Annotated in this window: 10 protein-coding genes; 8 read left to right on the forward strand and 2 right to left on the reverse strand. The window is 46.1% G+C overall.

Annotated features, from left to right (window positions below; all coding sequences use genetic code 11):
* Positions 1–7: 7 nt before the first annotated feature.
* Together QNH28_RS10720 and QNH28_RS10725 are read left to right on the forward strand one after the other, a co-directional pair.
* The gene (locus tag QNH28_RS10720) at positions 8–946 is read left to right on the forward strand and encodes a carbohydrate ABC transporter permease (protein ID WP_283911340.1); all 939 of its coding nucleotides are present in this window, start codon (positions 8–10) and stop codon (positions 944–946) included.
* Positions 947–961: 15 nt separating this feature from the next.
* A complete protein-coding gene (locus QNH28_RS10725) occupies positions 962–1,801 on the forward strand; it encodes a carbohydrate ABC transporter permease (RefSeq protein WP_081392974.1) in 840 nt (279 codons plus the stop codon).
* 99 nt (positions 1,802–1,900) lie between these two features.
* On the opposite strand, the gene QNH28_RS10730 is transcribed toward QNH28_RS10725, so the two are convergent.
* On the reverse strand, positions 1,901–2,737 hold the full coding sequence (locus QNH28_RS10730; protein ID WP_283911341.1) for an AraC family transcriptional regulator: 837 nt from the start codon (positions 2,735–2,737) through the stop codon (positions 1,901–1,903).
* Positions 2,738–2,925: 188 nt separating this feature from the next.
* On the opposite strand from QNH28_RS10730, the gene QNH28_RS10735 reads away from it, so the two are divergent.
* The 5 genes from QNH28_RS10735 to cls all read left to right on the forward strand — a co-directional run bounded on the left by QNH28_RS10735 (position 2,926) and on the right by cls (position 10,730).
* Positions 2,926–4,071, forward strand: coding sequence for a DUF2264 domain-containing protein (locus QNH28_RS10735; RefSeq protein WP_283911342.1), 1,146 nt, complete (start codon positions 2,926–2,928; stop codon positions 4,069–4,071).
* A gap of 37 nt (positions 4,072–4,108) precedes the next feature.
* Entirely contained in the window at positions 4,109–5,923 is a 1,815-nt protein-coding gene (locus QNH28_RS10740; protein WP_283911343.1) for a heparinase II/III family protein, read from the forward strand.
* A gap of 46 nt (positions 5,924–5,969) precedes the next feature.
* Complete coding sequence (locus QNH28_RS10745; protein WP_283911344.1) at positions 5,970–7,106, forward strand: glycoside hydrolase family 88 protein; 1,137 nt, start codon at positions 5,970–5,972, stop codon at positions 7,104–7,106.
* Between the two features lie 8 nt (positions 7,107–7,114).
* A complete protein-coding gene (locus QNH28_RS10750) occupies positions 7,115–8,998 on the forward strand; it encodes a DUF2264 domain-containing protein (protein WP_283911345.1) in 1,884 nt (627 codons plus the stop codon).
* A gap of 277 nt (positions 8,999–9,275) precedes the next feature.
* Positions 9,276–10,730 carry a cardiolipin synthase gene (gene cls, locus QNH28_RS10755; RefSeq protein WP_283911346.1) on the forward strand — a complete coding sequence of 485 codons (1,455 nt, stop codon included), beginning with the start codon at positions 9,276–9,278 and terminating at the stop codon, positions 10,728–10,730.
* A gap of 86 nt (positions 10,731–10,816) precedes the next feature.
* Here the strand turns inward: cls and QNH28_RS10760 are convergent, their stop codons facing one another.
* The gene (locus QNH28_RS10760) at positions 10,817–11,605 is read right to left on the reverse strand and encodes a YheC/YheD family protein (RefSeq protein ID WP_283911347.1); all 789 of its coding nucleotides are present in this window, start codon (positions 11,603–11,605) and stop codon (positions 10,817–10,819) included.
* A gap of 59 nt (positions 11,606–11,664) precedes the next feature.
* On the opposite strand from QNH28_RS10760, the gene sbnA reads away from it, so the two are divergent.
* Positions 11,665–13,983, forward strand: a complete 2,319-nt coding sequence (sbnA, locus tag QNH28_RS29635) for a 2,3-diaminopropionate biosynthesis protein SbnA (RefSeq protein WP_349655044.1) — start codon at positions 11,665–11,667, stop codon at positions 13,981–13,983.
* Positions 13,984–14,000: the final 17 nt, after the last annotated feature.

Consider the following 14,000-nt stretch of genomic DNA (forward strand, 5'->3'; position numbering starts at 1 on the left):
AGAAAGAATGCAGAACGAAACCATATTGGATACAAAAAAGATCCCTAAACGTCATTTGTCAAAAGCTGTCCGGGAAAACCTGGTAGCTTACAGCTTCATTGCGCCGAACTTTATCGGATTTGCTGTGTTTACACTGGTACCCATGTTTTTCGCCTTTATCCTAGCTTTTGTGAAATGGGACGGGGCCAATCCAATGAAATATATCGGACTGGACAATTTCACTCGGCTTATTAAAGATACAACATTTCATAAAGCATTATGGAATACCATTGTTTACACTATTGGCGTAGTACCGTTCACCATGATTGTTGCGCTGGCGCTGGCGATTTTGCTTAATCAGAAGATCATGGCGCGCAATTTCATGAGAACCGTATTCTTTTTCCCATATGTGGCATCCTTGGTAGCCGTTGCTGCCGTATGGAACTTTATCTTCAGCCCTACGATGGGGCCGATCAACAATATTTTGCATACCCTTACCGGTATCCCACTGGAGGATCTTCCCCGCTGGGCGGCGGATAAACACTGGGCGATGTTCACAGTAATACTGTTCACTGTGTGGAAAAACATGGGTTATTATATGGTCATTTACTTGGCAGGTCTACAGGGGATCAACCCTGAGCTGTATGAGGCGGCTGAACTTGATGGTGCTAACGCCTGGAGAAGATTCCGCAATGTGACGGTCCCTCAGCTGGCGCCTACATCCTTCTTTGTACTGATGATTCTAGTCATCAATTCGTTCAAAGTCTACGATATTTTTATCAACCTATTTGCCGGCGCTGACAACCAGTTGAACGATTCTACAAGGGTTATGGTTTATCAAATCTACAATACGGCGTTCCGTTCGCTTGATTACGGATATGCCAGCGCCATGGCCATTGTATTGTTTCTGCTGGTACTTGGCATCACCATCGTCCAGTTCCGCGGCGAGAAGAAATACGGACAATAGGAGGATTCAAAAGATATGGTGGGTACAAATAAAGGAATTAGAATCGGCACGATGGTGCTAGTGTATATTTTGTTGTTTGCGACAGTGCTCTGTATGCTTGTTCCGTATATATGGATGTTGTCTTCTTCGCTCAAGCTGAACAAGGATGTGTTCTCATTCCCGATGCAATGGATTCCGGCGAATCCGCGCTGGGGAAATTTCGTGGATATCTGGACCCGTATTCCACTGGACCGATTCATTTATAACACGGCGAAATTATCAATTATCGTAACGATTTTGCAGCTACTGACTTCAAGTTTTGCTGCGTACGCATTCTCCAAACTGCAATTCAGAGGGAAAAATGTTTTATTCCTTGGATATATCGCTACGATCGCAATTCCTTGGCAGGCATATATGGTGCCGCAATTTATCTTGATGCGTTACATGGGACTGAACAATACCCATCTGGCAATCATTCTATTGCAGGCATTCTCGGCTTTCGGAGTATTTCTGATGCGCCAGTTCTATCAAGGAGTCCCAGATGAATTATGCGAGGCGGCCCGTATCGATGGCTTGAGCGAATATGGGATTTGGGCGAGAATCATGCTGCCACTATCCAAGCCGGCTTTGTCCACCTTGACGATTTTTACCTTTGTTGCCACTTGGAATGATTTCTTGGGGCCGATGATTTATTTGACGGATACGAAACTGAAGACTATACAAATTGGACTACGAATGTTCATTTCGCAATATTCCGCCGAGTACGGTCTGATAATGGCTGCAAGTGTGGTTTCCATTATTCCGGTTGTGATTGTTTTCTTGGCACTTCAGAAGTACTTCGTTCAAGGCGTCGCAGCATCTGGTATTAAAGGCTAGACAGTATGAAACCTGGCAGCTGCATTTAGCGGGTTGCCAGGTTTTTTATAAGTTCAGAGAAGGGGTTATACAATTGCGAGGCGTCGATACTCGGCAATGTCAGCTTTTTTTGCCGTATTTTCCAGGTGGAATGCCTGTGATGTTCTTGAAAGTACGTATGAAATTGGCATAGTCATTGAAGCCGGATAGATAACAGGTATCGGATACGGAGTTTCCGGCGGATAAGAGCTGTTTGGATAATGCGATCTTTTTAAGCAGGACGTAACGGTAGATCGTTCCTCCTGTCTGCTGCTTGAAGAGGTGACTAAGATAATATTTATCGATGTTTAATTCACCAGCGATCTGCTCGAGAGAAAGATTCAGATGCAGATGGTTATCGATATAGCGCATGGCCGATTGAATATGCGAAGAAATAATACTGGGTATGGTGGAACTAGTACGGCTATATAGCTCATTAATGAGGACCAGAATCTGGATCAGATAAGTTAAAGCCAGAACCTCGCTGCCGTATTGAGGATTCTCCAAGATTGTAATTAGGCGAAAGGCAAGGGCCATATACTCTGCAAGCAGTGTTTCATCCATTTGTGCGAGATTCTGCTCTCCGGGCTGACGGTTCTGGAAACAGGCGAGTAGATTTGTAGTTGCGGTACAGAAGGGATATACGAGTGGAGCTTTGAAATGAATTGTTAATCGTTCGTAAGGCTCGGGAGATATATTAATGATTTTATGAATCTCGTGATTGTTAAATAAGAGCACATTGCCCCGTTGAAGCGGATAGCTGTACTGATCCACAAATCCGTTCACCGTGCCGCCTAGAAATAGGAAGATTTCATAATGATCATGAATGTGAAAATCTTTGGTGGGTGAGATCGGTGAATTGCCGATGCCCGCCAGTATGTCGCCTTCGAACGGCTGATAATACTGGGCGTGTTTCATCCGGATAGCCCCTTTCAGATTAATAGCAACAAACGCAATAAATAATCATTAATCGCAAAGACATTGCAATAATACAACACTAAACTATAGATTAAGATTACGCAATAAACCAAGTATATACTGGTCAGAACAAGAGTAGTAAGGATCTGCATCTGCTGAATAGAAGCAATTGAAAGGGTGTACTGTGTATGAATGGTACGAAACATCGTAAATATTGGCTGGATACGATGCTACAGATCGGGGACCCGGTACTTGATGCTTTGTCGCAGAGAAAATTAAAGGAACGGCTGCCCACCGAGTTTCATAGTGACAGGAGCAAGTTTGCGCATTTGGAGGCATTCGCCAGGTTGGCCTGTGGAATGGCCCCATGGCTAGAGCTTGAAGGGTTGGAGGGTGAAGAAGAAGAGCTCAGGGCTCGTTATGCCATATTGATGCTGGAATGCATCGATGCCGCTGTCGATCCATCTTCACCTGACTATATGGATTTTAAGTCCGAAGGCCAACCACTGGTCGATGCGGCATTCCTCGCCCATGCATTGGTGCGTGCACCGAAGCAGCTTGCCGGGCGGCTGAATGAGCAGGTCAAAGGTAATTTAATAACAGCCTTGAAGCAAACGCGTCGGACCGCGCCCAGCGGCAGTAACTGGCTGCTGTTTAGTGCAATGGTAGAAGCAGCTTTATATATACTCGGCGATTCAGAATATGACCGGATGCGTGTTGGATATGCGATCCACATGTTCATGGATTGGTACAAAGGTGATGGCATATACGGGGACGGAAAGGACTTTCACTGGGATTATTACAATAGCTTTGTCATTCAGCCGATGCTTGTGGATGTGGTTACACTCTTTGAACGGGACTTGGAGCAATACTCCGCATTGAGGCCATTGATTCTGGAGCGGGCACAAAGATATGCAACTGTTCTGGAACGGATGATTGCGCCGGACGGAACGTATCCGTTTATCGGGCGCTCTATCGTTTACCGTTTTGGTTCGTTTCAGCTGCTATCACAAGCGGCGCTACAGCATTTTCTGGAGGATGCGCTATCACCCGCACAGGTACGCTGCGCCTTGACCGCTGTAATCTCACGGACTATGGGATTTCCGGGGACGCTGGATGAAGCCGGGTGGCTACGTCCGGGGGTATATGGTTACCAGCCTGAGCTTGCAGAGAGCTATATTAATACGGGAAGTCTCTATTTATGCGCTTCAGTATTTCTTCCTCTAGGGCTACTTCCTGCAGATCCTTTCTGGGCAGGGACAGAATTGAAATGGACAGCACAAAGAATCGCAGCCGGAGAGGATGTTATGAGAGATCATGCTTTGTGTAAATAGGGCGATCTGATTGCTCAAAAGGAGGGAGGAAGAGAGCATGAATAGACAGGAGCTTTTCGGAATTGTCCAACAAATGAAGTCAGCAAATCTGAGCTTGTATTATCCTAATGGTGATTCGGATGCTTTTTGGAAACTGGCCTCATCATCCGAGACATTAAAGGAAGATATCAGCGAAATCCGCGCGGAGGCTCAAAGATTAGACAGCCAGCCTATATCGGAGCTGACGGATACGCTATTTTCAATTTTTGCGCGCACGGGTTCGAGATTGGAATATGAACGGGTCTATTTCGAACGGAGAAGAAGGTTAAACACATATGTATTTATGACCTTGCTTGAGCCGGATAATGTCAGACTTCTGGAGAACCTGGAAAATATACTATGGTCTATATGCGAAGAGTACACATGGTGCCTACCAGCCCATCTTCCTTCAGATCATACAGTGAATATCAACCAGTTTATTGATCTATTCTCCTCGGAGACTGCTTTTACACTTACTGAAATTTCTCTATTACTGGGGGAACGACTTCCACAGCTTCTTCGATCCAGAATCAGACATGAAGTAGACCAGAGAATATTTCGACCTTTTATTGAATGTGGTCCTTATGAATGGGAGACTGCACGGCATAATTGGGCAGCAGTCTGCGCAGGTTCAATCGGGGCAGCCGCCCTGTTGATGTTGGAAGATCCTGCTGCGCTGACGGATATCCTGCTGAAGACAGAGCGCAGCATGAGTTACTATCTAGAAGGTTTCGGGGACGATGGGGCCTGCCTGGAAGGTCTGAGTTACTGGAACTACGGATTTGGCTATTTCACGTATTACAGCGATCTTCTCCGGGCAAGAAGCGAGGGAAGAGTAGACTGGTTTGCAACGGACAAAGTGCGAAGCATCGCTCAGTTCCAGCAGAAAAGCTTCATCGGTGGTAATTTTGTTGCCAATTTCTCTGACTCAGAGCCTCAAATTAACATACATATGGGCTTGTCCCATTATTTAGCTGATACCTTCCCAGAAGTCGAATGTCCTCCGCCTGCGCTTCGCGCTCCTTATGCTAAGGATCACTGCAGCCGCTGGGCTCCGGCTTTTCGAAATCTCATCTGGAGAAGGACCGGTGATGAGAAACAGGAACAGGATTGGGGAGCCGCCAGCTATTATCTTCCCGATGCGGCATGGCTCGTTTCGCGTTATAGATCGGAAGGGAGTTCATTCGGCTTTGCAGCCAAGGGAGGGCACAATGCTGAGCCTCATAATCATAATGATCTGGGACAGTTCATTCTGCTAGGTGGAGGCGAAATCTATGTAGCTGATCTAGGCAGTGGAGAGTATACGGCTGATTACTTTGGGGCTGGCCGTTATCAATATGATTGCAATGGCTCACAAGGACATTCAGTTCCTATCATCGGCGGCCAGTATCAACTGGCTGGCAGGAAGCATAGTGCTACAATTCTGCACGCGTCGGCTGCGGTTGAAAAAGATGAACTGAAGCTGGAGCTGTCTCAGGCATACGAAGCGGAAGAGCTTCAATCCCTGATCCGCTCTATGGTTTGGTACAAGGGGCAGCATCCTCGCTTGGAGTTAGTTGACGAGTACCAGTATAACGGTAAGTCAGTGAGCTGGACAGAGCGGTTCGTTACCTGGCGTCGTCCGAAGATCCTTCGTTCTGGCGTCGTGCTGCTGCCCGGAACCGAAGTCGGCGGAGTTGAAGTGACCTATAATGCCCAGATCGTAGAACCGGAGATTACCGCACGTGAGTACCAGGATCATTTTGGCAGGGATACGGTCTGGTATACGCTCGACTTTCATGCTCTTCAGCCCGGTTCTGAAGGGAAATTAGCATTCACCTTTCAATTTATATAAATGATGAAAGAAATAGAGAACCATTCGAAGAAGGCGGTGTTTGAAAATGAATATAACGGAAAAACAAACTTGGCTGGATGAAGCTTGGAGCAAGGCACTTGAAAAGACAAGATGTAACAGTCGGAAAATCGGCGCAGAATTTCCACATGCGAGTCAAGGCGGTAAATACTTGCTTGAAGCGCCGAACTGGTGGACAGCAGGGTTCTGGCCGGGAATACTCTGGCAGTTTTATTCTGAGAGTGGGGACGAAAGTCTTAAAATGATCGCGGAGCGCTGCGAAGAGAGACTCGACGAGGTACTGGACGGCTACGTTAAGCTGGATCACGATTTAGGCTTCATGTGGATTCTTACCAGTGTGGCGAATTACAAATTGACGGGTAGCGAGGAATCGCGAATTCGAGCATTAAAGGCAGCCAACTACCTGGCAGCCCGCTTCAATCTGAAAGGATATTATATTCGGGCTTGGAATCCATGGAGTGAAGGGGAGGACAATAGTGGAGTTGCTATTATCGACTGCTGCATGAACACCAGCCTGTTGTTCTGGGCTTCCGAGACAACGGGTGATCCCCGCTATCGTCATATCGCAGAGGCGCATATGGATACTGTGCTGGAGCATTTTATCCGACCGGACGGCTCCGTGTACCACATCGTTAAATTTAACCCGGAGACGGGTGGAGTGGTGGAGAAGCTTGGTGGGCAAGGTTTTGCGCCCGAATCGGCTTGGTCACGCGGCACGGCTTGGGCTATTTACGGCCTAGCGCTTGCCTTTCATCATACGGGAAAGCAGAGCTATCTGGATGCAGCTAAGCAGATAGCGCATTTCTTCTTGACCCGTCTGCCGGAGGATCACGTTCCGCATTGGGATTTCCGCGCTCCCGGTGAAGTCGGCGAGATTCGTGATAGCTCCGCTGGTTCCTGCGCGGCGAGTGGATTGCTGCTGTTAGCCGACCAGGTGGATGATTCGGAGTCCCATGTGTACAGGAACGGGGCTATAAGAATAGTGGAATCACTCTACAGGAATTATGGCAGTTGGGACAATACAGATGAGGAAGGGTTGCTGCTACATGGTACAAGTAACTACCCTGAGGGTCGGAATATAGATGTTCCGCTTATCTACGGTGATTTTTTCTATGTCGAAGCACTGGCTCGAATTAAAGCAGCAGGACCCTTCTATTGGGAGTAAGGGTGATTATGATGAACAAGGAGAAATCATTTTCTCGGATTGGCGATAATCCGCTGAAGACCCGTGAGGATCTGGTGATCGCCCTTGAGCAGCTTACAGATCCGCTTCGGCCGCACTACAGCAGAGGCGGCGCACGACTTAAAATCGGCAAAACAGGGGCGAGCTATTCGGCAGCAACTGCTGAAATGGAAGGGTTCTCTCGGGTGTTGTGGGGTTTGGTACCCCTGCTCATTGGTGGTGGAGACAGCGAACTCTGGGACATCGTGCTGGATGGCATTCGGCATGGCACCGATCCTTCTCATGAAGAATATTGGGGAGAGGTGAAGGATTACGACCAGCATTTGGTCGAAATGGCGGTCTTCGGCTTCGCATTGGCAGCCATTCCGGAACGGATTTGGTCGCCGCTTGCTCCGAAGGAGCAGGATCAATTATACCGTTGGCTGAATCAAATAAACGCCCATCCTTGCTATGACTGCAATTGGCTGTTCTTCAACGTTCTAGTTAATATCGGATTCCGCAAAATCGGTCGTCCCTACGACGCAGGGCAGCTAGAAAACAATTTGAAGCGCATGGATGATTTCTATTTGGGAGAGGGCTGGTACAGCGACGGGATTAATGGCCACAGCGATTATTACGTACCTTTTGCTATTCATTACTATGCACTGCTGTACGCAAAGCTGATGGAGCAGAAAGACCCCGAACGTTCCCGTGTGTTCAAAGAACGGGCTCGATTGTTTGCTGCCGATTTCATCGGCTGGTTCGCACCCGACGGCTCCGCACTTCCTTATGGACGTAGCTTGACTTACCGCTTTGCCCAGTCGGCATTTTGGAGCGTCATTGCCTATGCAGATGTTGAAGGATTTCCCGCTGGCGTGGTAAAAGGTCTGGTGCTGCGAAATCTGCGTTGGTGGTTCAGCCAGCCGATTGTTGACCCCGATGGCGTACTGACCATCGGGTATACTTACCCGAATCTGGTCATGGCGGAGAATTACAATGCTCCCGGTTCTCCGTACTGGGCGTTAAAGACTTTCCTGCCGCTGGCTCTAGGGGCGGATCATCCGTTCTGGAAGGAAGAGGAACTGCCGCTACCGGCCATTCCGGCTGTCATGGTTCAGAAGCCTGCACATCTTGTCATCGTCCGCGAGCCCGCTTCCGGTCATGTGGCAGCCTTCAACAGCGGACATCTATACACGAATGAACATACCCATACCTCGGCCAAATACGAAAAATTCGTGTATTCAACAGGCTTCGGCTTCAGCGTGCCCCGCTCCGAATGGGGGCTCTCCCAAGGAGCGTTCGACTCTATGCTTGCGCTGAGCGAGCGCGGAGACAACTTATACCGGGTACGACGCCAGAATATAGAGTCTGAGATTATAGACAACGTCCTTCGTTCCGCCTGGAAACCGTGGGCCAATGTCGAGGTTCAGACTTTGGTTATCGCCGGACTCCCTTGGCATATTCGGATTCATCGAGTGGAAACTGGACGGTCGCTGGATACCGCGGAGGGTGGATTCGCACTTGGCCAAGAGAATGAAATGATATCGAAGATCGATGGGGCTGGTGCGATGGCCTCCACTTCTTGGGGAACCAGTGGAATCAAGGATTTGCTAGGTTATCGGAAAGGTGAGTTGGTCTGGCCGAACGCCAATACGAACCTGCTTCACCCTCGAACAGTGCTACCGATGCTGACGACCACCCTTGAGACGGGAATTCATTGGCTCGTTTCGGCCGTCTATGGTTGTCCTTCAAAGGGGGCTTTGGATATTCAGGCTGATCAAGCTGATGAGGTCCTCAAGCATTCACCTGAGCAAGATTTGAAAGTTAAGTTCAGCGAGGGAACGTTAACCATGGTCACTCTTTCTGGGAGAGAAATCGTCCTTAATTTACAATAAGTTATTTAAATATTTCTCATATGAATTGAAAATTCACAACAACAGCCCTGATGCAGTACTACTGCATTAGGGCTATTGTTTTTAAGTGAATATTTATGATTTTATCTTTTAATTATTGAGTTTTTTATCAAATGTTTTCTTAGATGGACAATTATGCTATAGTTCACTATCTAGTCATTTACAGAAGTATTGATTTATCAGACGATGGATAAACTGACTTTTGGCAAAACTAGAAATACCGACATCTTTAGAAAGATAAGAAAGGCAGGAATTCCTTATGGACAACGGCAGTCTGGTCACGTGGATACTTTCATTTGTTATGATTATAAACATATTGCTCTCTGCTGGTTTTTTATTTTTTGAGAGGAGAGATATTGGTTATACTTGGGCATGGCTTATGGTTTTTTATTTCATTCCCATTTTGGGCTTTATTATTTATCTCTTTCTTGGTCGTAATTTAGCAAAAAAGAATTTCTTTGGCCTTTCTGTTGAAGAAAGGAAATATCTACAATCCGCTGTAGATCATCAATTAGCCACATTGAAGGATACGCGCGAGGATCTGAATCCTTTACTCACGAAATATGCTGATTTGATCCATATGAATCTTGTTTCATCGAATGCGTTAATGACAACAGATAACGAGATATTTATTTTTAGCGATGGTAAACAAAAGTTTGATTCTTTATTTAATGATATTAGAAATGCCAAAAAAGAGGTCAACATTCAATATTACATCATCCAGCCTGACGATTTAGGGACAAAATTAAGAGATGAATTAACCAAAAAAGCCAAAGAAGGCGTAAAAGTGAGAGTCCTCTATGACGAAATCGGCTCCAAGAGACTTTCTCTTAAGTTTTTTAAAGAACTACTTTCTTCTGGTGGAGAGGTAGAGGTATTCTTTCCTTCATTGCTTAGGCCGATAAATTTTCGAATGAATAATCGAAATCATAGAAAACTATGTATCATTGATGGGGAAATTGCTTATATTGGTGGATTTAATGTAGGAAATGAGTATTTAGGGATTGATAAAAAGTTTGGCTATTGGCGGGATACACATTTTAGAATGAAGGGAGGTTCCGTTAATCAAATTCAAGGCAGGTTTCTTCTGGATTGGAAACATGCCCGGAAACACGAGCAGGTAAGCTTCGATCAATTTTCCTTTACTACTGGAAGTCATGCCGGATCAAGTCCCGCTCAAATTGTGTCTAGTGGTCCTAACTCGCTAGTTGAGCATCTGAAAAACATGTATATTAAGCTGATCTTGAACGCCAAGCGGAGTGTGTATATTCAGACGCCATACTTCATTCCAGATAGCAGTTTTATGGATGCATGTAAAATTGCACTCCTATCCGGTGTGGATGTACGGATTATGATTCCAAATAAGCCTGATCACCCTTTTGTATACTGGGCAACTTGGGCGTATGCAGGTGAATTATTGAATTATGGAGCGAAAATTCTGTTATATGAAAATGGTTTCTTGCATGCCAAGACGATTGTGGTAGATGAAGAAGTAGCGTCCGTAGGGACAATGAACATTGATTCCCGGAGCTTTAGACTCAATTTCGAAGTTAATGCAATTGTTTATGATGAGCAAGTTGCTAAACAGCTTCAAGAATTGTTTCAGGAAGATAGCCAGTTAAGTACAGAGCTTACCCCTGAGCGTTATAGAGAAAGGTCCCTTATAATCAAATTTAAAGAGGGGATTTCTCGTCTTTTTTCGTCTATCCTCTGAATACACAGACCCTATACTCCGTACAAAAAGCGAGCTGTGGACTTGTAAATTCACAGTTCGCCGCGGCACATGGATTCTACTATGCTTCACACCATCCCTTGTTTTGATTTCACACACTTTAGATTGTATGTGCGACCGTATACTTTTGCATATCTGACAATTCGGTCAATCATACGGGTGTCTTTCAGCTTAGTGAACGGGCATGGATCGGGTGCTGTATTCACTTCCAAAATCCATGACTTAAGACGTTGATCTAAGGCAATATCCACACCGATTTCCTGAAGGCCAGGATAGACAGTGCTAAGCTGCCTGGCAGACTTGACTCCAATTTGCTTCAGGGATCGGATGAATATTTTACAATTCTCTGCGCTTGTGTAGCCTTTCAATAATTCCTCCATCGGATAAATCGTTCCTCCTTGACTCCCGTTTGTAACTACTTTGCGAGGATGCGCCACGCGTCCTGCAACCCCTGTTGCTTCCCACCCACCTTTAGAATTTCGCTGCACCATCACCCGGATATCGAAGGGGCGGCCATCGTACACCAACAGTCTGATCCCCTTTTGAACTAAATAGGACTTCCCTTGGGCTTCTCGTAAGAGAGCTTGATATGCAGTGTCGTAATTAGAGAATTTGTGTACGTGGGTACCGGACTGATAGCTGTATTGTGCACGAGCAAGTTCAACCCGTATCACGCCCTGTCCTAAAGATCCGCAGCAAGGCTTAATGTACACCATCTTATATTTTTGTAGCATCTCATAGAGCGTGTTCTTATCCATTTTTCTTGTAAGCGGGACATGTTTGTTTAACTCTTGATTTCTAACCAGCACCCTCGTCTTCGTTAGCTTATTAGATATACGACTTATCTGCTTCATCATTTTGTCCCTCCATCTCCAAATGTCCATAGGCTATATTACGAAAATGCCGTAGCTTTTGATTGGGCAACCATCGAATCGCAGAACACTATGAAAGAATTCTACATATGATTATTGTAGGTATTCATCTACGGGCTGCAGCATGCGGTCAACAGGAGGCGGCCATCATGCTGCTCGACAAAGACAAATTGCAGGATAAGTTGCTTGAAGTAATTGAGGTGTTTCCCTGGTATAAGGGGCTAATCAGCGGCGAAAGAACAAATTATAGCTTAGAGACGCTCCCGCTTATGACGTCCACAACGCTAGATACCTATTATTATAATCAACCCATTGATCCTTCTTTGACCATATACAGGACATCGGGTACAAGCTCAGGCCGTCGAAAAGCCATACTTTACTCTAAGGAAGACGATAAGCACTATATAGATATTAAAACGAAGCTGTACGGTGATCTTATTGCGGGAAGCGGATGTGTTAGCGCTTTGGCGGATATGGGTACTGGGCATGCGGCGAACACTGCGCTGTTTATTTTTGAGCGGTTAGGATTGGAACATCATTCAATTCCCTTCGAATTACCGATCGAGCAGCATATTGAACAGCTTCAAACCTTCAAGCCTGACTTACTCTACACAATGCCTTCCATCCTTGATCATATCGTACATGCTACTAGAGATCCGCGTGCTTTTGGAATCCGCAAGATTATTTTGGTTGGGGAAATCGCCTCATTAGGGTGGCAACGGAATATGGCCGGTCTGTTCGGTCTTGAACCGCACGACATCATTGATACGTATGGCTCCATTGAAATGGGCACGATTGCTTATTATTCACATGATCTTGGCAGGTATATTTTTGCTGATGGGATTTTTGCGGAAGGGATCGGGACGCAGGAGATTGGCGAAGAACTAAGTCCGCTTAGTAATGACGAAAGTGTTCTTGTGCTTACCTCAACTGTGCGCAAAATGCTACCAGCTATTCGTTTCGTTACCTATGACGTTGTTAGGGATTTTAGGTCTGTGATGATAGATGGTGTGGAGAAGCAGAGCTTTAGTTCCATCGTCAAACGAGTGGGACGGGAGCTGAAGCATGGCGAGAAAATCAGCCTGTACGATATCGAGCAGGTTGTATACCGTCATATAGAAGATGCGATCATCCGGGTCAAAGTATGGAAGAACGCGCTGACCGTTTACATCAAAAGTAAATCTGTGGATAACACCATTGTCCCGAAGATCAAAGAGGAAATTAGGGAATGCATTCCGGAAATCGGCATGATGATTCGAAACCATCTGCTGGACGATATTGAGGTTATTATAGTAGCCAAAGACGTGCCGATGGACAGCGGAAAGGTTAAGAACAAAAAGCTATATTACCAGAAAGATAAAGATCGCGTAGAGAGGGACTTCACTGACGGTATTTTGTCGACTATCGGAAATACGCCATTAATCAAGCTGAAGAGCTTGTTCTATAAAAGTGAGTTTGATGTCTATGCAAAAATGGAGCTGATGAACCCGGGGGGAAGCGCAAAAGACCGTCCCGCCCTGCGGATGATCCAAGAGGCATGGAAGGAAGGAACAATAGGTCCGGGAACCACCATTATTGAATCGAGCTCTGGAAATATGGCGATCAGCTTGGCCATGATTTGCAAGTATTTAGGAATGCGTTTTATCAGCGTTATCGATCCTAGAACCACAGAAACGAATCTACAAATTCTGAAGGCGTTGGATGCCAAAATCGATTATGTGGCCAATCCCGATCCCGTAACAGGTGAGTTTCTTCCTGCTAGGCTGAACCGTGTACAGCAGTTATTGGCGGAAATACCGGGCAGCTACTGGCCGAATCAGTATGCGAATGCAAATAATTATTTAGCCCATTACCATACGACAATGAAAGAAATCGTGACTGAACTTGAACGAGTGGATTATTTATTTTGCAGCGTTAGTACATGCGGCACCATTCGGGGCCTTGGGGAATACGTAAGAGATCACGGACTTCGGACCAAGATCGTGGCTGTCGATGCAGAGGGAAGTGCGATTTTTGGAGGCAATCAGGCAATACGGCGGTTCCCAGGGCTGGGTGCTGGTATCGTACCACCCTTCTGCAGATCAGATCTAATCGATCATATCGTGCATGTCTCGGATTCAGATATCGTAAAAGGTTGCCGGATGTTGGCGGAGAACGAATCCATTTTGGCAGGCGCATCTTCCGGTGGGATCATTGCTGCAGTCAAGCAGATGGAGCCAGAATTGGCTCCGGGAGCTGTCTGCGCAATCATTCTGCATGATAAGGGAGAACGCTACCTCGATACCGTATACTCTGACTCATGGATTCAGAGCCAGTTTGGACGGGAGCTTTTGACTGAAAGCGGCGATCTTCCTGAGATTTAAGAAAGGATATGTTTCAT

Origin of the sequence: Paenibacillus sp. G2S3 (genome assembly GCF_030123105.1) — a bacterium.
Classification (GTDB): Bacteria; Bacillota; Bacilli; order Paenibacillales; family Paenibacillaceae; genus Paenibacillus_AQ.

Excerpts from the sequence above, each read along its gene's own strand:
- QNH28_RS10720 (WP_283911340.1), top strand. The coding sequence starts at position 8 with ATGCAGAACGAAACCATATTGGATACAAAAAAGATCCCTAAACGTCAT.
- QNH28_RS10725 (WP_081392974.1), top strand. The coding sequence starts at position 962 with ATGGTGGGTACAAATAAAGGAATTAGAATCGGCACGATGGTGCTAGTG.
- QNH28_RS10730 (WP_283911341.1), bottom strand. The coding sequence starts at position 2,737 with ATGAAACACGCCCAGTATTATCAGCCGTTCGAAGGCGACATACTGGCG.
- QNH28_RS10735 (WP_283911342.1), top strand. The coding sequence starts at position 2,926 with ATGAATGGTACGAAACATCGTAAATATTGGCTGGATACGATGCTACAG.
- QNH28_RS10740 (WP_283911343.1), top strand. The coding sequence starts at position 4,109 with ATGAATAGACAGGAGCTTTTCGGAATTGTCCAACAAATGAAGTCAGCA.
- QNH28_RS10745 (WP_283911344.1), top strand. The coding sequence starts at position 5,970 with ATGAATATAACGGAAAAACAAACTTGGCTGGATGAAGCTTGGAGCAAG.
- QNH28_RS10750 (WP_283911345.1), top strand. The coding sequence starts at position 7,115 with ATGATGAACAAGGAGAAATCATTTTCTCGGATTGGCGATAATCCGCTG.
- cls (WP_283911346.1), top strand. The coding sequence starts at position 9,276 with ATGGACAACGGCAGTCTGGTCACGTGGATACTTTCATTTGTTATGATT.
- QNH28_RS10760 (WP_283911347.1), bottom strand. The coding sequence starts at position 11,605 with ATGATGAAGCAGATAAGTCGTATATCTAATAAGCTAACGAAGACGAGG.